This window comes from Saccharomonospora sp. NPDC046836 (assembly GCF_040645195.1).
Taxonomy (GTDB): Bacteria; Actinomycetota; Actinomycetes; order Mycobacteriales; family Pseudonocardiaceae; genus Prauserella_A.
The window spans coordinates 80,535-98,841 of sequence record NZ_JBEYXW010000017.1; the positions used below are offsets into that span (position 1 = coordinate 80,535).

Here is an 18,307-nt window from a genome sequence, read left to right on the forward strand (position 1 = left end):
TCAGCCCAGTTGTTCCCCGAGCAGGTCGAACGCGGCGGTCACCGACGCTGCCCGCACGGCGCTACGGTTGCCTGACACCTGCAGCCTACGCGTCACCCGGACGCCCTCGCCCGCCAAACCGACGTACACCGTGCCCGGCGGCACGCCGTCCTGCGGATCCGGCCCGGCGACACCGGTCAGCCCGAGGCCCCAGTCGGCGCCGCACCGGGTGCGTGCCCCCTCGGCAAGCTGGGCCGCGACCTCCGGATGCACGGCGCCGTGCTCGGCGAGCACGGCGCCGTCCACCCCGGCCAGTGCCTGTTTGAGATCGGTCGCGTAGACGATCAGCCCACCGCGGACGACCGCGCTCGCGCCCGGTACCTCGGTGAGCGTCGCGCACACCAGCCCGGCCGTCAGGGACTCCGCGGTCGCGACGGTCTGGCCGAGCCGGGTCAGCTCGGCGACCAGCCGCTCGGCAGCGGTGCTCATCCCCCGGTGGCCGCGCGCCCGGCCGCCCGCAGCCGGATCGCCCGGATCGTGTATTCCAGCCCGGTGACCACGGTCAGCACCAGCGCGACGCCCAGCAGGACCCACAGCACCGGATCAACCGCGGCCGGTAGCGGAAGCAGGAACAACCCGATCGCCACGACCTGCGCGAGTGTCTTGGCCTTACCGCCGCGGCTGGCTGGGATGACGCCGTGCCGGATGACCCAGAAGCGCAGCAGGGTCACGCCCAGCTCGCGCACCGCGATCACGATCGTCACCCACCACGGCAATTCGCCGAGCACGCTCAGCCCCACCAGCGCGGCACCGATCAGCGCCTTGTCCGCGATCGGATCGGCGATCTTGCCGAAGTTGGTGATCAGGCTGTACTTGCGGGCCACCCAGCCGTCCACGCGGTCGGTCAGCGCGGCAACGGCGAAGATCGCGGTCGCGACGTAGCGCCACCACGGATCGGTCCCGTCACCGGCGAACAGCGCCAGCACGAACAGCGGCACGAGCACGAGCCGCGACAGGGTCAGCAGGTTCGCCACGTTCAGCGTCGGCACGGCGGGGAGGTCCGCCTTGCGGTCAGCCCCGTCGGCGCCGGCACTCACGGCGCACTGTCCGTGCCGGGGCCGACGGGCCGCACGATGAGATCGACGCCGGCACTGTCCACCACCTCGCACCGGACCAGCTCGCCGACCGTGCGGGCACCGGCGTCGAGCAGGACGCACTCACCGTCCACCTCGGGTGCCTGGTGTGCGGCGCGGCCGGTGACCTCGTCGCCGACGGTCTCGACCAGCACCTCCACGGTGGTGCCGATCCGCTCCTCCGCGCGCTGCGAGGTCAGCTCCTCGACCAGCACGCCGATGTGGCCGGCACGCTCGGCGATCGTCGCCGCGTCGAGCTTGCCGTCGAACCCCTCGGCCTCGGTGCCGTCCTCGTCGGAGTAACCGAACACCCCGACCGCGTCGAGGCGCGCCGCCGTGAGAAAACGCTCCAGCTCGGCGACGTCGGCGTCGGTCTCGCCGGGGAAGCCGACGATCACGTTGGTGCGGATGCCCGCCTCCGGCGCGTACTCGCGGATCTGGTCGATCAGTGCGAGGAACGAGTCGGTGGAGCCGAACCGGCGCATGCGGCGCAGCACGGCTTCGCTGGAGTGCTGGAACGACAGATCGAAGTACGGCGCGACACCGGGTGTGGTCGCGATGACCTTGACCAGGTCCGGACGGGTCTCCGCCGGTTGTAGGTAGGACACCCGAACCCGGTCGATCCCGTCGAGACCGGCCAGGCGCGGCAGCAGGCTCTCCAGCGCGCGGGTGCCACCGAGGTCACGGCTCAGATCCTTGCCGTAGGAGGTCGAGTTCTCGCTGACCAGGAACAGCTCGCGCACGCCCTGGGTGGCCAGCCAGGCGGCCTCGGCGACGATGTCGTCGGGGTGCCGGGAGACGAACGAGCCACGGAACGACGGGATCGCGCAGAACGAGCATCGCCGGTCGCAGCCGGAGGCGATCTTGAGCGCGGCGACCGGGGCGTCGTCGAGCCGCGACCGCAGCACCCGCGGTCCCCAGCCGGCGTGGCCAGGCACGGCGACCTGCTCCGCCGCGGCGGGGCGCTCCACCGGGCTGATCGGCAGCAACGTCCGCCTGTCGGCGGGGGTGTGCGAGGCGACGTCGCGCCCGGCCGCGATGTCGGCGAGCCGCTCGGCCAGCTGCGGGTAGTGATCGAAGCCGAGCACGGCATCGGCCTCGGGCAGGCTCTCGGCGAGCTCGCGACCGTAACGCTCGGCCATGCAGCCGACCGCGACGACCTTGGCACCGGTGTCGGCGGCCGCAAGCAGCGTGTCCACCGAGTCCTTCTTCGCCGACTCGACGAAGCCACAGGTGTTGACCACGACGACGTCACTGGCTTCCGGATCGGCGGAGATCTCCCAGCCGCCGGCGGCGAGCCTGCCCGCCAGTTCCTCGGAATCGACCTCGTTACGGGCGCACCCCAACGTCAGCAAGGAGACCCGGCGGGCGGGCGAGGAATCAGCAGATGACACCTGACCAGCGTAACGAGCACACCCTGACTGGTACCGCGGAGGCCGCCCGCTAGCGTCTTGCCCGTGGACTCTCCGCTCATCCGGCGCGCTCGCATCGCCGACGTTCGCATGATCAAGGCGCTGGTCGACGCCAACGCGGGCAAGGTACTGCTCGAAAAGGACCTCGTGACGCTGTACGAGGACATGCAGGAGTTCTGGGTCGCCGAGCTGGCAGGGCAGGTCGCCGGCTGCGGCGCGCTGCACGTGCTGTGGGAGGACCTCGCCGAGGTCAGGACGGTGGCGGTCGAGCACACCCTGCGCGGCCACGGTATCGGCCACGCCATCGTCGCGCGGCTCGTCGAGCTGGCGGCCGAGCTTGGCCTGCGACGGATCTTCGTGCTCACGTTCGAGACCGAGTTCTTCACACGGCACGGCTTCGTGGAGATCGAGGGGACGCCGGTGCCGCGTGAGGTCTACGAGGAGATGCGCCGCTCCCCCGACACCGGCGTCGCCGAGTTCCTCGACCTGCCCTTCGTCAAGCCGAACACGCTCGGCAACACGCGGATGCTGCTCGAGCTCTGAGAGCGCGTCTGAGGACTATCGCGTACCGGCTGCGTGGTGCCCAGATGGCGCCTCTCCGCGTTGTCGTCGGTCACCATGACTCCGTCATGGCTCCCTCCTCCGCCTTGCTGATCCCGGGCGCGGGTGTCCCGCAGGACACCTCCATCTGGATCACCGCTCGCACGGAGGACAATCCTCAGACGCGCTCTAAGAGCGCTCCGTAGCAGGAGATTCACTCACTGTTCGCCCTCTTGGCGGTGGTGGTATCAACCACTGCGGCCGAAGCTGAGCACGACTGTCCAGTGTGCTCAGTTTCGTTCCGCGAGGGAGCCCCGCCATGGCCGCGACCACTCTGCGCCGCACGCTGCGCGGCACCGTCGGCAGCACCGCTGTCGCCGCGACGCTGTTCGTCGGTGCCGGGACGGCACCAGCCGTCGACGTCCGAGCCGTCACCGACCAGTACCTGTTCCAGCAGACGCTGTCGCAGTTCAGCTCCACACGCGCCGCGGCGCCCTACGCCAACGTGCTGGACTGGTCATCGGATGCCTGCTCCTGGTCACCAGACAAGCCGCTGGGCTACGACTTCACGGCCGCCTGCCACCGGCACGACTTCGGCTACCGCAACTACAAACGGCAGAGCCGCTTCACCGAGGCCAACCGCAAACGAATCGACGACAGCTTCTACTCGGACATGAAAACGGTCTGCGCGGGCCGCTGGGCCTGCAACTCGGCGGCCTGGACCTATTACCAGGCCGTCAGGACGTTCGGCGCCAACTGAGCGTGCTTCTTTGTTGACACGCGGGGCCGGGGTTCTTCCCTGGCCCCGGCTCACCCGCGAGGCGCACCACCACGGCGAGGCTGCGCTGCGCTAGTCGAGGTCGTCGTCCGCGGACGGGCCGGGATCGCCGCCGCGGATCAGGGCGATTACCCCTGGCAGGTCCTCGGGCTTGACGAGCACGTCGCGGGCCTTCGACCCCTCCGACGGGCCCACCACGCCTCTGGTCTCGAGCAGGTCCATCAGCCGGCCCGCCTTCGCGAAACCCACCCGCAGCTTGCGCTGCAGCATCGAGGTGGACCCGAACTGCGAGGTGACCACCAGCTCGGTCGCCTGCAGGAGCACGTCGAGATCGTCGCCGATGTCGGGATCGATCTCCTTCGCCTCGCCGGCCTTCGCCGCGGTGACGCCGTCGGTGTAGTCGGGTTCGGCCTGGTCCTTGCTGAAGTTGACGATCGCGGCGATTTCCTCGTCGCTGACGTAGGCGCCCTGGATGCGGGTCGGCTTGCCTGCCCCCATCGGCAGGTACAGGCCATCACCCATACCGATCAGCTTCTCGGCGCCTGGCTGGTCGAGGATGACCCGCGAGTCGGTCAGCGACGACGTCGCGAACGCCAGCCGGGACGGCACGTTCGTCTTGATCAGGCCGGTCACAACGTCGACCGACGGCCGCTGCGTGGCGAGCACCAGGTGAATCCCAGCGGCACGCGCCTTCTGCGTGATACGCACGATCGCGTCCTCGACGTCACGCGGCGCCGTCATCATCAGGTCGGCCAGCTCGTCGACGATCGCCATGATGTACGGGTACGGCCGGTACACCCGCTCGCTGCCCGGCGGTGCGGTGATCTCGCCGCTGCGGACCTTCTTGTTGAAGTCGTCGATGTGCCGCACCCGGTTGGCCTGCATGTCCTGGTAGCGCTGCTCCATCTCCTCGACCAGCCAGGCCAGCGCGGCCGCCGCCTTCTTCGGCTGCGTGATGATGGGCGTGATGAGGTGCGGGATGCCCTCGTACGGAGTCAGCTCCACCATCTTCGGGTCGATGAGGATCATCCGGCACTCGTCCGGGGTGGCGCGCGCGAGCAGCGACACCAGCATCGAGTTGACGAAGCTGGACTTACCGGATCCGGTGGAGCCCGCGACGAGCAGGTGCGGCATCTTCGTCAGGTTCGCGGTGACGAAGTCGCCCTCGATGTCCTTGCCCAGCCCGATCACCATCGGATGGTTGTCCTTGGCCGCCTTCGACGAGCGCAGCACATCGCCCAGCCGCACCATCTCACGATCGGAGTTGGGTACCTCGATACCGACCGCGGACTTGCCGGGGATCGGTGCGAGCAACCGCACGTTGTCGGTCGCGACGGCGTAGGCGATGTTCTTGGTGAGCGCGGTGATCTTCTCGACCTTCACACCCGGGCCGAGCTCGACCTCGTAGCGCGTCACCGTGGGGCCACGGGTGAATCCCGTGACCTGTGCGTCCACATTGAACTGTTCGAGCACGCCGGTGATCGCCTCGATCATGGCGTCGTTGGCCTTGCTGCGGGCCTTCGGCGGGTCGCCGAGCGTCAGCAGCTCGGGCGAGGGCAGCCGGTAGTCGCCCTCCACTGCCCTGGTCACCGTGAGGGCCGGCTCGGACTTGCGCTGCTTGCGTTCCGCGGGCGCGGCCTTCGGCTGCGGTGGCGGGGCAGGCACAGGTTCCGGCGTGGCCTCGGCAGCGCTCTCGGCGCTGGCCTGCCTGCGCCGGGACGGCTTGCGCAGCCGTACCGCGGCGGGATCGGTCTGGGTGACCGGGTCGGCCGGCCGCTCCGCGGCCTCGCCTGCCTGCTCGCCGTCCTCGGGCTCCGCACCCCATTCCCGCAGCCGGCGCGGGATGTCGCGTACCGGCGTGGCGGTGAAGACGAGCACGCCGAAGACGAGGCTGAGCACCAGCAGGGGCACCGCGACCCAGACGGTGACGCCCCTGGCGAGCAGGTCACCGGAGAACCAGCCGAGCCAACCGCCTGCGTACATCTGGTCGTCGTGCTGCTGGGGGCGGGCGTTGAGCAGGTGGAGCATACCGAGCAGCGACAGGGTCACCAGCGCCGTGCCGACGGCCATGCGCGGGCGCGTCTCCGGCTGCGGTTCCGAGCGCATCAGCGCGACAGCGGCGACCACGAGCGCCAGTGGGATGGCGACGGCACCGGCTCCGAAGAAGCTGCGCATGCCGATGGTGACCCATTCGCCGACGGGTCCCCCGGCCCGCCACAGCACACCGGCGGCGGTGATGAGGCCGAGCGCGATGAGGCCCAGCGCGAGGCCGTCCCGGCGGTGCTCCGGTTCGAGCTCCCTGGTCCGCCCGACGGCGCGGGCGAGGCTGCCGACGCCCTTGGCCAGCAGGTTCCACCCACCCCGGATCGCCTTCGCGAACGCGCCGCCGCCCGAGCTCCGCGCGGTCCGGCGCGCCGCGGGCCTGCGGGCGGGCGGGCGCGCCGCGGCGCGCCCGCGCCCGGAGCTCTTCGCGGGTGCCTTGCCGCCTCGACTTCCACCGCGTGCCGTATTTCTCCCCTTTGTCGCCGCCCCGCTCGCCATGTGTCTACGGTAACCGCCTCGGCACTCCGATCACTGGAGCCACTCGCGGCGCAGCGGAAACACCTGCCACGAGACCCCCCGACAGGGTGCCGGACATCCGTGACATCCTTCACCCCATGGTGGCGCTGCACCCCGACGAGAACGCGACGACACGCCCGTTCGGCAGGACGCCGACTCCAGTGATCTGGCGGGCCATGCTCGCGATCGACCAGGGTGTGGTGAACCTCGCCGGCCGGCTCCGGGTCACCGGCGGTGTGCCCCGTACCCTGCGCGACCGGCCGCTGCTGATGGCGGCCAACCACATCGGCGTGTTCGATGCGTTCGTGCTCATGGCGGCCTGCCGGCGGATCGGCCTCGCGCCCCGGTTCCTGCTCGCGGGCGGGCTGCTGGACGCTCCGGTGCTCGGCAAGGCGCTGAAAGCCAGCGGCCACCTGCGTGTCGACCGCGGCTCGGCCTCGGCCGTCGAGCAGTTCGCCGACGCCGTCCGCGAGATGCGGACCACCCGCGCGCCGATCATCGTCTACCCCGAGGGCCGCATCAGCCACGATCCTGGCCTGTGGCCGGAACGGGGCAAGACCGGCGCCGCCCGGCTCGCACTGGCGGCGGACGTTCCCGTGGTGCCGATCAGCCAGTGGGGGGCACACGAAGCCGTGTACTGGGGCACCGAGACGGTCAAGGGCCTCGCCGATATCGTGCCGCTCGCCCGCTCCGGCTTCACCTCGCCGCTGCGCAGGCCGACGTTCCGGGTGCACTTCGGCGCCCCGGTCGACCTCGCCGAGTTCTCGGCGAGCCGTCCCGGCGACGGCGTGCGGGCGCACGCCAAGATCATGCGCGCCATCACCGATGGGCTGGTCCCGCTGCGCCGCGGCGAGCCCGACGTGCCGCGGTTCCACGACCCGACGCGGCCGACGGACACCCGCAGCCCGTGGCGGCCGGCGCCGCGGTAATTCGGGGGCGATCTGTCGGGGGTCCCCTCTAGAGTCCCTTCGTGTCCGTCGATGCCCCTGCAACGCAGCGCCCGCCCGTCGCCCGTCGCGGGCGCGGAATCGCGCTGATCCTGCTCGCCTCACTGTTCTTCGGTAGCTCCGGAGCGATCGGTAAGCCGGCCATGGTGGCCGGGCTCGATCCCGACGAGGTGGCGGCGGCACGCATCGGTATCTCCGCGCTGGTGCTCGTCACCGTGATCGCACTCGTGCGGCCCGGGCTGCTGCGGGTGCCCCGCGGCCAATGGAAGCTGCTCATCGGCTACGGCCTGCTCGGGGTGGCGGGCGTGCAGCTGCTGTACTTCGTCGCGGCGTCGCGCATCCCCATCGGGGTGGCCATCCTGCTCGAGTTCACCTCGCCCGTCCTGGTCGCGCTCTGGGTGCGCTTCGTGCGCCGGGTCCGGCTGCCCTGGGCGATGTGGCTCGGCATCGCGCTGGCCCTGGTGGGCCTTGGCATGGTCGCGCGGGTCGGCGAGGGACTGCGGCTGGACACGATCGGTCTGCTGGCCGGTGTCGGGGCGGCACTGTGCTCGGCGGCGTACTTCCTGCTCGGCGAGCACGGGGTGGCCAACCATCACCCGCTGGGCATGGTCACCTGGGGAATGATCGTCGGCGCCGCCGCGCTGTTCGTCGTCGCGCCGCCGTGGACACTGCCCGCGGAGGTCCTGACCAGCCAGGCCGAGTTCGGACCATGGCGGCCGCCGGTGTGGCTGCTGCTGGTGGTCGTCGCCCTGCTGTCGACCGTGCTGGCCTACCTCGCGGGGATCACGGCGCTGCGCCACCTGCCCGCCGCCGCGGCCAGTGTGCTGGCACTGGTGGAACCACTGGTCGCGACAGCCGCCGCCTGGATCCTGCTGGGCGAGGCGCTGACCACGGTCCAGCTGCTCGGCGCAGGCGTCCTGCTCGGCGGGGCGGTCATCGTCCAGCTCACCGCGCCGGGCAAGCAGGCACCGGCAACCGGGGAACCACTCCCTCTGAAGCAGTAGCCGGATCATCCCCACGTAGGACGACCACCACCACGCCGAGCCGCCACACTGGGCACGGCGACACCAACATCCTGGGGAGGTCCCACCATGAGCCGGCCCACCCGTGCCGAGCAGCGCAAAGCACGCCGTGCCCTGCTGGTACAGGCCACGACGGTGCTTCTTGCGCTGCTGCTCGCCGCCGCGCGCCGCCCCCGCGACGCCTAGACGGAAATGACCGTGGGCACGATCATCGGCCGCCGCCGGTAGGTCTCGGCCACCCAGCGGCCGACGACGCGCCGCACCGCCTGCGCGATGCGGTGCGCGTCCGAGATGCCCTCGATCTCGGTGCGCGAGAGCTCCATCTCCACCAGCGCCACAGCGGCGTCCAGCGCCTTCGGATCGTCGGAGAAGCCACGCCCCGACACCGTCGGCGGGCTCACGGCGCGCCCGGTGGCCGAATCCACGGCGACCGTGATCGCAATGAAGCCACCTTCGCCGAGGACCAACCGGTCGGACAGCGTCGACTCGCCGACGTCGCCGACGGAGAGCCCGTCGACATAGACGTAACCGACCTCGACGCGCCCGGTGATCGACGCCTTGCCGTCGATGAGGTCCACGACGACCCCGTCCTCGGCGAGCACCACGTTCTCCGGTGCGACACCGGTCTTGACCGCCAGCGCACCGTTCGCCCGCAGGTGCCGCCACTCCCCGTGCACCGGCATCACGTTGCTCGGCCGGATGGCGTTGTAGAGGAACAGCAGCTCACCGGCGGAGGCGTGGCCCGACACATGCACCTTGGCGTTGCCCTGGTGGACGACGTCCGCGCCGAGCCGGACCAGGCCGTTGATGACGCCGAAGACGGCGTTCTCGTTGCCAGGGATCAGCGAGCTGGCCAGCACGACGGTGTCACCGGCGCGGATGGAGATCTGCCGGTGCTCACCGCGGGCCATGCGCGACAGCGCCGACAGCGGCTCCCCCTGCGATCCGGTGGAGACGAACAGCACCCGCGTCTCGGGCAGGTTCACGGCCTCGTCGAGATCGATCAGCAGGCCCTCGGGGATGCTGAGCAGCCCCAGCTCGGCGGCGATGCCCATGTTGCGGACCATCGAGCGGCCGACGAAGGCCACCCGCCTGCCGTGTCGCACAGCCGCGTCCAGCACCTGCTGCACGCGGTGCACATGGCTGGCGAAGCAGGCGACGATCACGCGCTGGCGGACGCGGGCGATCACGTCGTCGAGCACAGGCCCGATGTCGCGTTCCGGTGTGACGAAGCCGGGGACCTCGGCGTTGGTGGAGTCGATGCACAGCAGGTCCACACCCTCGTCACCGAGCCGGGAGAAACCGGCGAGGTCGGTGAGCCTGCCATCCAGCGGGAGCTGGTCCAGCTTGATGTCACCGGTGTGCAGCACGAGGCCGGCCGGGGTGCGGATCGCGACGGCGAGCGCGTCCGGGATCGAGTGGTTGACCGCGAAGAACTCGAGGTCGAAGGCGCCGACGGTACGCCGCTCCGCCTCGCGCACCTCGATCAGCTCCGGGCGCTGCTTGTGCTCCTTGCACTTGGCCGCGAGCAGCGCCAGCGTGAACCGCGAGCCGTAGACCGGTAGGTCCGGGCGCATCCGCAGCAGGAACGGCGCGGCGCCGATGTGGTCCTCGTGGCCGTGGGTCAGCACCAGCGCGTCGATGTCGTCGAGCCGGTCCTCGATCGCCCGGAAGTCGGGCAGGATGAGGTCGACCCCGGGCTGGGCGTCCTCGGGAAAGAGCACGCCGCAGTCCACGATGAGCAGCCTGCCGCCGTACTCGAAGACGGTCATGTTGCGGCCGACTTCGCCGATGCCGCCCAGCGCGACGACGCGCAGTCCCCCCTCGGGCGGCGATGGTGGTGCGTGGTTAGGGCCGGGTCCTGGTACGAGTTCCGTCACCGATGAATGGTCCCAACGCTGGTGTGTGTGGTGGGTGCGACGTAGGCGGCGGCCGAGTCGGCCTGCGCGACGCGGGAACCGGCCCAGTCGCTCGTCGGGTGTGCCTCGAGCGGCACGCCCGCCTGCGTGAGGTCGGCGGCGATCGCCTCGACCTGCTCCTCGACGGCGGGCACGATCGGCAACCGCGGACCACCGACGTCGTACCCGCGCAACCGCAGCGCGGTCTTGCTGAACACGACACCGCCCACGCGGGAGAACGCCCGGTACACCGGCAGCATGCCGCGGTGGTTCGTGCGCGCCGTGGAGGTGTCGCCGTCCTCGTAGGCCTCGATCATCGCCCGGATCCGGCCGGCCACGACGTGCCCGATCACGCTCACCACACCGGCGGCACCGACCGACAGCCACGGCAGGTTCAGCGCATCGTCACCGGAGTAGTACGCCAGGTGCGTGTTGGCGATGACCTCACTGCCGGCCAGCAGGTCGCCCTTGGCGTCCTTGACCGCGACGATGCGGGGGTGCTCGGCCAGCCGGCGCAGGGTGTCGACCTCGATGGGCACGATCGAGCGTGGCGGGATGTCGTAGAGCATCACGGGCAGCTCGGTGGCGTCGGCGACGGCGGTGAAGTGCGCGTGGATCCCGGCCTGTGTCGGCCGCGAGTAGTACGGGGTCACGATCAGCAGGCCGTGTGCCCCGGCCTTCTCGGCCTGGCGGGCCAGCTCGATGCTGTGCGCGGTGTCGTAGGTACCGGCGCCGGCGACCACCGTCGCGCGGTCGCCGACGGCCTCCACGACGGCGCGGATGAGCGCGGCCTTCTCGGCATCGCTGGTGGTCGGGCCCTCGCCCGTGGTGCCGTTGACGACCAGCCCGTCGTTACCCAGCTCCAGCAGGTGCACGGCGAGCTCCTGCGCCCGCTTCAGATCCAGCGCGCCCGCGGCATCGAACGGGGTGACCATTGCGGTGAGCACGCGGCCGAACGGTCTGCCCGGCGCGGCGGTGGGCGGGGTGGGTGGTGCAATCGACATGTGCTGAAGGTACCTCGTTCGAGCGGTGTTCAACGCGCCGACCACACCGAATGCGAGGCATGACGGCAGATGCCGAGTAGCCGCTGAAGAATCCGCAGGAGGACCGGCCCGGCACGGGAATTTCTGTAGCCGGCGTTCGCGGCTCGCGTTAACGGCGGCTCTTCCGGAGCGCACCGCTGAGCGGCCCCTCATCGGTGGAGGTGACCACGCAGTACACCTGCCGCACCGGGTCGTCGTACTGCTCGGGTTCCTCCTCCCACTGCTGCTGAGCGGGCACGAGGGCGCGGTAACGCAGCCCCGGCCGCTCCTCGTCGGAGATGCTGTTCGAGTGGAACTCCATGGCGCAGTGGGCTTCGGCGAGCCGCTGCAGTGACTCGACCCCGGGGTAGTCCGCGAAGGGGGCGTCCGACGAGCTCGCACCGCCGATGGTGCTGGCGCTGGTGTAGAACTGGGCCAGATGCTGGCCGTCGCAGTCGGTCCAGTTCGTCGACACGATCGGCCGCTGGTCGACGAGCGTGGTGTTGAGGCACCAGTAGGAGCCGTTCTGGTTCAGCGCCGGGATGTTCCCGCCCTCGCCGTAGGTCATCGTCGGCAGCATCGCCTCGTCGACGGACGGCGACCACACTGCCCTGCCGAGGAAGAACCCGCCCACCAGCAGGCCGACCGCGGCGATGACGGCACCGGTGAGCAGGGCGGTGCGCATGCCCCTGCCGCGCCGGGGCGGCTGGCGCACTGGTCCGGACGGCGGCTGGACGCCGAGCATCGTCGGCACCTGACCGTTGTAGACGGCGGTCTGGCCACCCGGTGGGGTCGACGGCGCCGACTGCGGCTGCTGCGCCGCCATCGCCAGCAGACCGCGCGCCTGCTCGGCGGTGATGCGCGCTTCCGGCGCGGAGATCAGCATGCTCATGATCGCCGAGGCGAGTGGCCCCTGCGCATGCGTCAGGTACGGCACGTCGTTCATGATCGCGTGCAGGGTCGCCGCCGTCGTACCACGCTCGAACGGCAGTGCGCCCTCGACGGCGAAGAACAACGTGGCGCCGAGCGACCAGACGTCGGATGCGGGCAGCGCTTCCCGCCCGGCGACCCGCTCCGGCGCCATGAACGCGGGCGAGCCGATGAGCATGCCGCTGGTCGTCAGCCGTGGATCGTCGACGGCCTGCGCGATCCCGAAGTCGGTGAGCTTCACCCTGCCGTTGGGCGCGACCATGATGTTGGCGGGCTTGACGTCCCGGTGCACGATCCCGGCCTGGTGCGCGGCCTGCAGCGCCGACAGGATCTGGGCGCCGATGGCCGCCACCTGGTGCGGTGGCAGCGGCCCGTGCTGGCGGACCACATCGGACAGTGTGGGCGCCTCCACCAGCTCCATGACGATGAACGTCGCGTCGCCCTCTGCGACCACGTCGTAGACGGTCACGACCGCCGGGTCGTTGAGCTTGCCGCCGCTGCGAACCTCGCGCAGCACGCGCTCCTGGAACAGGCCGGCCTCATCGGCGGTCTCCGGGAACCGCAGCTCCTTGATCGCCACCTCGCGGCCGATCACCGTGTCCTCGGCACGCCAGACCACACCCATGCCGCCCCGGCCGAGCTCACGGCGCAGTGAGTACCGGCCGGCGACGACTCGCGGTACCGCGGTCGCCTGAGTGGTCTGCGTCTGCCGGATCTGCTCGTCGGTCACGGTGGCTGTCCCCTCGTCGTTGCGCCAGATGGTAACGAGCGGGCGCAGACGATGATCAGGCTCCGTACACCTCGTGGCCCGCGGTACGTAGTGCTGTGACCGCGCGGTGGAGATCGTCGTTCCGCACGAGCACGTGATCGGTGTCGAAGGTCGACATGGTGAACAGCGCCACCCCCGCGGCGGCGAGCTCGTTGGCGAGCGCGGCGATGATCCCGGTGAGCGTGAACGCCAGCGGACCCCGCACGGTCAGCAACCGCCAGTTCCGCTCCACCTCGGCCCCGGCCGGTGCCAGCCCGGCCGGGCACACGACCGACAGCTCCGCGCCGGTGCGGGTCAGGGACACCAGCGCATCGCCGGCGCCGTCGAGCAGCTGCGCCGGCAGCGGGGCTTTCGCGTCCAGCCGGGCCACGGCGTACTCGCCCGGCTGGACGTCGATCGCGAGGCGGCGCATGGTCAGCCTTCGAGCACCCTGGGGCTCGACGCGACCTCGGTGCCGTCGGGCAACGTCGAGATGGTGAAGTCGGCGAACACGTTCTCCGCCGCCTTCTGCAGCTGGCGCAGGCATTCCACCGCGAGTGCGCGGATCTCCACATCGGCCTGCTCGGTGGCACGCATGGCGATGAAGTGCCGCCAGGCGCGGTAGTTGCCGGTGACGACGATCCGCGTCTCGGTGGCGTTGGGCAGCACCGCGCGCGCCGCCTGCCGCGCCTGCTTGCGACGCAGTGTGGCGCTCGGCGCGTCGGCGAACTTCTCCTCCAGCCCGGCCAGCAGCTCGGTGTAGGCGGCGACGCTCGCCTCGGCGGCGGCGACGAACTTCGCGTGCAGCTCGGGGTCGTCCGCGATCACGTCGGGCTCGACGAAGGCCGCGTCGCGCTCCGGCACGTACCGCTGTGACAGCTGCGAGTACGAGAAGTGCCGGTGCCGGATGAGTTCGTGGGTGAGCGAACGCGAGATCCCCGTGATGTAGAAGGTCACCGAGCCGTGTTCGAGCACCGAGAGGTGCCCGACCTCGATGATGTGATCGATGTAGCCGGCATTGGTCGCCGTCTTCGGATTGGGCTTCTTCCACGACTGGTAGCAGGCCCGGCCGGCGAACTCGGCGAGCGCCTGCCCACCATCGGCATCGGTGGACCAGGGCACGTCCTCCGGTGGGAAGAACTCCGTCTTCGCGATCAACCTGACCCTGGGTGACACCGTCTCGGCCACGTGCGACTCCCTCCGCTCATTGACTCGCGAGGAGCGTATCTCTCGCCGCCGACAGCCCAAGGTGGCATCAAGCGACATCACTGTCCGCCTTGCATGACGTCACATCTGACGTCATAGTGGTGTCATGGACCTGACGCCCTATCTCGAACGGCTGCGGGAGGACCTGAGCACGACGGCCTCCGCGGGCGATGAACAGATGCAGCGCGCCGCCGCGGTTCTCGCGGCAGCGCTGGAGCCGGCCGCCCGGCTCACCCTGATGAACGCGCTGGCCGACCTCGCCGCCGAGGTCACGGCGAACCTGCCCGACCAGGTGGTGGAGGTGCGGCTCGACGGCCGTGATGTCCGCGTCGTCGTCACGGGCGGCTCGGCGACCACGCCGACCGCCGAACGCGGCCCCGTGCCGCCACCCTCACCTCCTCCGCCGCCGCCCCCACCGGTGGACTCCGGTGACATCAGCCGCATCACGTTGCGGCTGTTCGAACAGATCAAGTCGCAGGCCGAGCAGGCAGCCGCCGCGCAGGGCGTGTCACTCAACACGTTCGTCTCGCAGGCGGTGCAGGGCGCACTGCACGGCGCGCACCAGCAGCATCAGCAATGGACCGGACCGCGGCGGTACGGCGGTGGCGGCGGGTCCCACCTGCACGGCTGGGTGGAGGGATGAACATGACCGAGCAACCGCGGGAAGAGCCCGAGGAACTGGTCCGGAGCCAGACCTTCGTGGCAGAGGGCCCACTCGACCTCGACATCGACGTGACCGTCGGGCGCATCGAGGTACAGCTCGGCGAAGGTGAGGTGCTCGCCGAGATCCGGCACGACCCTTCGGCACAGGCGCCGTGGACCGAAGGGGTGTCCAACCTGCTGAGCTGGGTGAGTGAGCGCTTCGGCGGCCAGCTCGGCCCCGACTTCGCCGCCTCGCCGGCCGACGCCGTCGACCGCAGCCGGATCGAGCTGACCGGCAACAGGCTCGTGGTACGCGGTCCCAAGCCGGTGCCATTGCGCAACGTGCCGCTCGCGGTGACGGTGCACGCGCCCGAGGGCTCGCACGTCAACGTGCGCACGGGTGCCGCGAACGTGACGGTCACCGGTACCGCCGGTCGCGTGGACATCGGGGCAGGCTCGGGTGATGTGACCGTGGAGGGCGCCGAAGGCGCCGCGACCGTGCGGACGGGCAGCGGCGCGGTGAAGCTCGGCCCGGCGAACGGGGGCCTGCACCTGCGCACCGCCAGCGGTGACGTCGAGGTGGCCGCCGTGGCCGGATCGGCGACGCTGGCGACGGCGTCGGGTGACCTCTGGCTCGGCGAGGCCAGTGGCGAGGTACTCGTCCGCACCAGCAGCGGCGGGCTGTCGGTGGCCGAGGCGGCATCCGGTTCAGTGGAGGCGATCAGCGGCTCCGGCGACATCCGGATCGGGATCCGCGGCGGCGTGACCACGGAGGTCGACCTGTCATCCGGTGGGGGCGAGGCGTCCAGCGAACTGGATGTCGCCGACACGCCACCCGAGAAGCCGATCGCGCTGACGGTGCGGGCCCGCACCGGTTCCGGCGACGTGGTGCTCACGAAGGCGGCGAGCTGATCAGCTAGCGCTGCCGTGCCGGCCTCGTCGGGGCCGGCACGGCAGTAGGAGTACTACCCCACGACCTTGCGCAGTGGTGTAGCGAGGTCACCCCGCTCCCCCACGGCGACGCCGTCCAAGCCCAGCCATTGCGCCATCAACGCCAGCTCGCCCGCCAGTTCAGCGGTCACCCGGCTACGGTCGGCATCCGCTTCGGCGAACGCACCCGGCACCCGCAACACACCGGCGGCGCGGTCGGCCTTGAGGTCGACACGGGCGACCAGCTCGCCGTCGAGCAGGAACGGGAACACGTAGTAGCCGTGCACCCGCTGCGGCTGCGGAACGTAGATCTCGATGCGGTAGCGGAACCCGAACAGCCGCTCAGTGCGGTCCCGTTCCCAGATCAGTGGATCGAACGGGCACAGCAGCGCGCGCCCGGTGACCGCCCGTGGTGTCTTCGCCGCCACGTGCCGGTACGCGGGCTGCTGCCAGCCCTGCACCCGCACCGGCTCCAGCGTGCCGTCCTCGACGAGCTCGGCAACTGCCTGCCTGCTCTGCTGCGGGCCGAGCCGGTAGTAGTCGCGCAGATCCGGTTCGGTCGCGATGCCGAGTGCGGTCGCCGAGCGTGCGATGAGCTCACGCGCTCCCTGCGCGGCGTCCACGTGGCGGCCCAGCACCTCGGGCGGCACGACACGCTCGGTCAGGTCGTACAGCCGCTCGAACCCGCGCCGCGTACCGGTGGTGAGCTGTCCCATGCCGAACAGCCACTCACAGATCTTCTTGACCTCGGAACGCTCCCACCAGGCACCCGGCATGCGCCGCGAGGCGCCGGCCACCTCCTTCTCGATCGTGCCAGCACCGACCGGACCGAGCTCCTTGACGACGGCGAGCACATCGTCCACCAGTGACGGCGACGCATCGGCGAGGCTGCCGTAGTGGCGCCACCACCCCTGGCGTTTCGCGCCGGAGTGCAGCAGCGGCCAGTCCTCGACCGGCACCAGGCTCGCCTCGTGGGCCCAGTACTCCACCACCAGCCGCGGCCGCTTCGCGCTGTGGGTCCATGCCGCGTCGTCGATCAGCGCGTGGTCGTAGGCACCGAGCCGCGCGAACAGCGGCGCGTAGTGCGCGCGCACGGCGACGTTCACGGAGTCGAGCTGAATGAGCTGCACCCGCGACAGCACACGCTGTAGGTGCCGCCTCGTGGCCGGACCCGTCGGGCGCGGATCGGCGAAACCCTGCGCCGCCAGCGCAGTGCGGCGGGCGACCCCCAAGCTCACTGTTCTCACAACAGGTCATGGTGCCAGGCCACTACGACACTCTCCGCTAGGTTGCCCGTATGAGCATTGCCGCCGTGCGCCTCGCCACCGTCGACGACGCCGCGGACATCGCGCGGATCCAGGCGGATACCTGGCGGACCGCGTACGCCGACATCGTCGGCCCAGCCGCGATCGAGGGTCTGGACCAGGCCGAGCTCGAACGACATTGGGCGGGTGCCATCGAGCATTCCGGCACCGACGTCCATCTCGCGACAGAGGGTGAGTTCGCGGTCGGTTTCTGCGTTGCAGGGCCTGCGCCCGCCGAGGAGGTCGCGGGCGCCGACGGCACGGTGCCGGACGATGCGACGAGTACCGGGCTGATCGCCACGGTGCTCGTGGAACCCCGCTGGGGCCGCAGGGGCCACGGCGGACGCCTCCTCTCCGCCGCGGCGAGCGGGCTGCGTGCACGCGGCTGCGACCGGGGTATCACGTGGGTCGCGCAGGCCGACTCCGCGTCGCTGGCCTTCTACCGTCATGCCGGCTGGCACCCCGACAACACGGTACGGACCCTCGACACCGGCGAGCGGACCGTGCTCGAGCTGCGGCTGCGCGGAGGCTTGGAACTGCGGCTGAGCGACTAACGGGCCCGGGGCGCGTAGTACGGAACCGTCCCGTTGGCGTGAGTTCAGGGAAGTTTCCCCCGGCGCCTGAGGACGGGACGCTACGGTGTACGCGTTCCCGCTCCCGTTCACTGGAGGACCTCGGTGTTCGCATGGCTGTGCGTGACCCTGGGTGTCGCGTTCGGCTCAGCCATCATCCCGATCATCAGCATCGAGGTCTTCGTCATCGGCCTCATGACCAGTGAGTCGGGCATTCCCTGGATTGCCGTCGGAGCCGTCGTCGCCGTCGGGCAGATCGCCGGCAAGCTGCTGTACTACCTCGCCGCGCGGGGCTCCATTCGCCTTCCCGACTTCCTGCACGACCGGCTGCACCGGCAGGGCCCGCCGTCGCCTCGCCGCGAGCGCTGGCACCTGCGCACCAAGCGGCTGCGCGGCTGGCTGGAGGCGCTGCGGGAACGCTGTCACCGGCATCCGCACTGGATGGCCGGCACCTACGGGCTCAGCTCCGTCTTCGGTCTGCCGCCGTTCATGGCGATGACCGTGCTCGCCGGGTTGATGCACATGAAGATGTCGATGTTCGTGACGGCGGGCCTACTCGGCCGTTTCATCCGGTTCAGCGTGCTGGCCGCCGCGCCGGCCGTGTTCGCCGGAGCCGTCCACTGACACTCCCCAAGGCCACCTTGGTTGCGCTCAACGCGCCCACCCGTCTCCCACCACCACCCAG

At 70.7% G+C, this 18,307-nt stretch carries 18 protein-coding genes; 8 read left to right on the plus strand and 10 right to left on the minus strand.

Translation table 11 applies throughout. The features are described from left to right. Genes ABZ863_RS20100 through rimO form a run of 3 tightly spaced genes read right to left on the minus strand, consistent with a single transcriptional unit; the run spans position 1 to position 2,506 of the window. On the minus strand, positions 1–468 hold the full coding sequence (locus tag ABZ863_RS20100) for a nicotinamide-nucleotide amidohydrolase family protein (protein WP_358537701.1): 468 nt from the start codon (positions 466–468) through the stop codon (positions 1–3). Further along, positions 465–1,076 carry a CDP-diacylglycerol--glycerol-3-phosphate 3-phosphatidyltransferase gene (gene pgsA, locus ABZ863_RS20105; protein ID WP_358537703.1) on the minus strand — a complete coding sequence of 204 codons (612 nt, stop codon included), beginning with the start codon at positions 1,074–1,076 and terminating at the stop codon, positions 465–467. The genes ABZ863_RS20100 and pgsA overlap by 4 nt, the downstream gene beginning before the upstream one ends. Beyond that, the gene (gene rimO, locus ABZ863_RS20110; protein ID WP_358537705.1) at positions 1,073–2,506 is read right to left on the minus strand and encodes a 30S ribosomal protein S12 methylthiotransferase RimO; all 1,434 of its coding nucleotides are present in this window, start codon (positions 2,504–2,506) and stop codon (positions 1,073–1,075) included. The genes pgsA and rimO overlap by 4 nt, the downstream gene beginning before the upstream one ends. Positions 2,507–2,569: 63 nt before the next feature. Between rimO and ABZ863_RS20115 the strand changes: the two genes are divergently transcribed. After that, a complete protein-coding gene (locus ABZ863_RS20115) occupies positions 2,570–3,067 on the plus strand; it encodes an amino-acid N-acetyltransferase (RefSeq protein WP_358537707.1) in 498 nt (165 codons plus the stop codon). A gap of 316 nt (positions 3,068–3,383) precedes the next feature. Continuing rightward, entirely contained in the window at positions 3,384–3,824 is a 441-nt protein-coding gene (locus ABZ863_RS20120; RefSeq protein WP_358537710.1) for a phospholipase, read from the plus strand. A gap of 90 nt (positions 3,825–3,914) precedes the next feature. Here the strand turns inward: ABZ863_RS20120 and ABZ863_RS20125 are convergent, their stop codons facing one another. Next, a complete protein-coding gene (locus tag ABZ863_RS20125) occupies positions 3,915–6,383 on the minus strand; it encodes a DNA translocase FtsK (protein ID WP_358537712.1) in 2,469 nt (822 codons plus the stop codon). Between the two features lie 116 nt (positions 6,384–6,499). Between ABZ863_RS20125 and ABZ863_RS20130 the strand changes: the two genes are divergently transcribed. After that, a complete protein-coding gene (locus ABZ863_RS20130; RefSeq protein WP_358537714.1) occupies positions 6,500–7,330 on the plus strand; it encodes a lysophospholipid acyltransferase family protein in 831 nt (276 codons plus the stop codon). 41 nt (positions 7,331–7,371) lie between these two features. Further along, positions 7,372–8,352 (plus strand): EamA family transporter, encoded by a 981-nt coding sequence (locus ABZ863_RS20135; RefSeq protein ID WP_358537716.1) that lies wholly within the window; start codon positions 7,372–7,374, stop codon positions 8,350–8,352. Positions 8,353–8,552: 200 nt separating this feature from the next. On the opposite strand, the gene ABZ863_RS20140 is transcribed toward ABZ863_RS20135, so the two are convergent. The 5 genes from ABZ863_RS20140 to thyX all read right to left on the minus strand — a co-directional run bounded on the left by ABZ863_RS20140 (position 8,553) and on the right by thyX (position 14,156). Further along, positions 8,553–10,250 carry a ribonuclease J gene (locus tag ABZ863_RS20140; RefSeq protein ID WP_358537719.1) on the minus strand — a complete coding sequence of 566 codons (1,698 nt, stop codon included), beginning with the start codon at positions 10,248–10,250 and terminating at the stop codon, positions 8,553–8,555. Beyond that, positions 10,247–11,272, minus strand: coding sequence for a 4-hydroxy-tetrahydrodipicolinate synthase (gene dapA, locus ABZ863_RS20145; protein ID WP_358537721.1), 1,026 nt, complete (start codon positions 11,270–11,272; stop codon positions 10,247–10,249). The genes ABZ863_RS20140 and dapA overlap by 4 nt, the downstream gene beginning before the upstream one ends. A 148-nt stretch (positions 11,273–11,420) precedes the next feature. Further along, on the minus strand, positions 11,421–12,950 hold the full coding sequence (locus tag ABZ863_RS20150; protein WP_358537724.1) for a serine/threonine-protein kinase: 1,530 nt from the start codon (positions 12,948–12,950) through the stop codon (positions 11,421–11,423). Between the two features lie 55 nt (positions 12,951–13,005). Next, complete coding sequence (locus tag ABZ863_RS20155; RefSeq protein ID WP_358537726.1) at positions 13,006–13,401, minus strand: ACT domain-containing protein; 396 nt, start codon at positions 13,399–13,401, stop codon at positions 13,006–13,008. A 2-nt stretch (positions 13,402–13,403) separates the two neighbouring features. Next, the gene (gene thyX, locus ABZ863_RS20160; protein WP_358537729.1) at positions 13,404–14,156 is read right to left on the minus strand and encodes an FAD-dependent thymidylate synthase; all 753 of its coding nucleotides are present in this window, start codon (positions 14,154–14,156) and stop codon (positions 13,404–13,406) included. A 124-nt stretch (positions 14,157–14,280) separates the two neighbouring features. On the opposite strand from thyX, the gene ABZ863_RS20165 reads away from it, so the two are divergent. Next, positions 14,281–14,817 carry a toxin-antitoxin system HicB family antitoxin gene (locus ABZ863_RS20165; RefSeq protein WP_358537731.1) on the plus strand — a complete coding sequence of 179 codons (537 nt, stop codon included), beginning with the start codon at positions 14,281–14,283 and terminating at the stop codon, positions 14,815–14,817. A 2-nt stretch (positions 14,818–14,819) separates the two neighbouring features. Beyond that, a complete protein-coding gene (locus ABZ863_RS20170) occupies positions 14,820–15,728 on the plus strand; it encodes a DUF4097 family beta strand repeat-containing protein (protein WP_358537733.1) in 909 nt (302 codons plus the stop codon). A gap of 53 nt (positions 15,729–15,781) precedes the next feature. Here ABZ863_RS20170 and ABZ863_RS20175 read toward each other — a convergent pair whose 3' ends face one another. Beyond that, a complete protein-coding gene (locus ABZ863_RS20175; protein ID WP_358537735.1) occupies positions 15,782–16,993 on the minus strand; it encodes a crosslink repair DNA glycosylase YcaQ family protein in 1,212 nt (403 codons plus the stop codon). A 50-nt stretch (positions 16,994–17,043) separates the two neighbouring features. Between ABZ863_RS20175 and ABZ863_RS20180 the strand changes: the two genes are divergently transcribed. Further along, a complete protein-coding gene (locus ABZ863_RS20180) occupies positions 17,044–17,604 on the plus strand; it encodes a GNAT family N-acetyltransferase (protein WP_358537737.1) in 561 nt (186 codons plus the stop codon). Between the two features lie 123 nt (positions 17,605–17,727). Continuing rightward, positions 17,728–18,246: a hypothetical protein gene (locus tag ABZ863_RS20185; protein WP_358537739.1), complete on the plus strand. Its 519-nt coding sequence runs from the start codon at positions 17,728–17,730 to the stop codon at positions 18,244–18,246. The last annotated feature ends 61 nt before the right edge of the window (positions 18,247–18,307 follow it).

Coding starts and splice junctions, on each gene's coding strand:
- ABZ863_RS20100 (WP_358537701.1), bottom strand. CDS start 468: ATGAGCACCGCTGCCGAGCGGCTGGTCGCCGAGCTGACCCGGCTCGGC.
- ABZ863_RS20120 (WP_358537710.1), top strand. CDS start 3,384: ATGGCCGCGACCACTCTGCGCCGCACGCTGCGCGGCACCGTCGGCAGC.
- ABZ863_RS20125 (WP_358537712.1), bottom strand. CDS start 6,383: ATGGCGAGCGGGGCGGCGACAAAGGGGAGAAATACGGCACGCGGTGGA.
- ABZ863_RS20130 (WP_358537714.1), top strand. CDS start 6,500: ATGGTGGCGCTGCACCCCGACGAGAACGCGACGACACGCCCGTTCGGC.
- dapA (WP_358537721.1), bottom strand. CDS start 11,272: ATGTCGATTGCACCACCCACCCCGCCCACCGCCGCGCCGGGCAGACCG.
- ABZ863_RS20155 (WP_358537726.1), bottom strand. CDS start 13,401: ATGCGCCGCCTCGCGATCGACGTCCAGCCGGGCGAGTACGCCGTGGCC.
- ABZ863_RS20165 (WP_358537731.1), top strand. CDS start 14,281: ATGGACCTGACGCCCTATCTCGAACGGCTGCGGGAGGACCTGAGCACG.
- ABZ863_RS20170 (WP_358537733.1), top strand. CDS start 14,820: ATGACCGAGCAACCGCGGGAAGAGCCCGAGGAACTGGTCCGGAGCCAG.
- ABZ863_RS20180 (WP_358537737.1), top strand. CDS start 17,044: ATGAGCATTGCCGCCGTGCGCCTCGCCACCGTCGACGACGCCGCGGAC.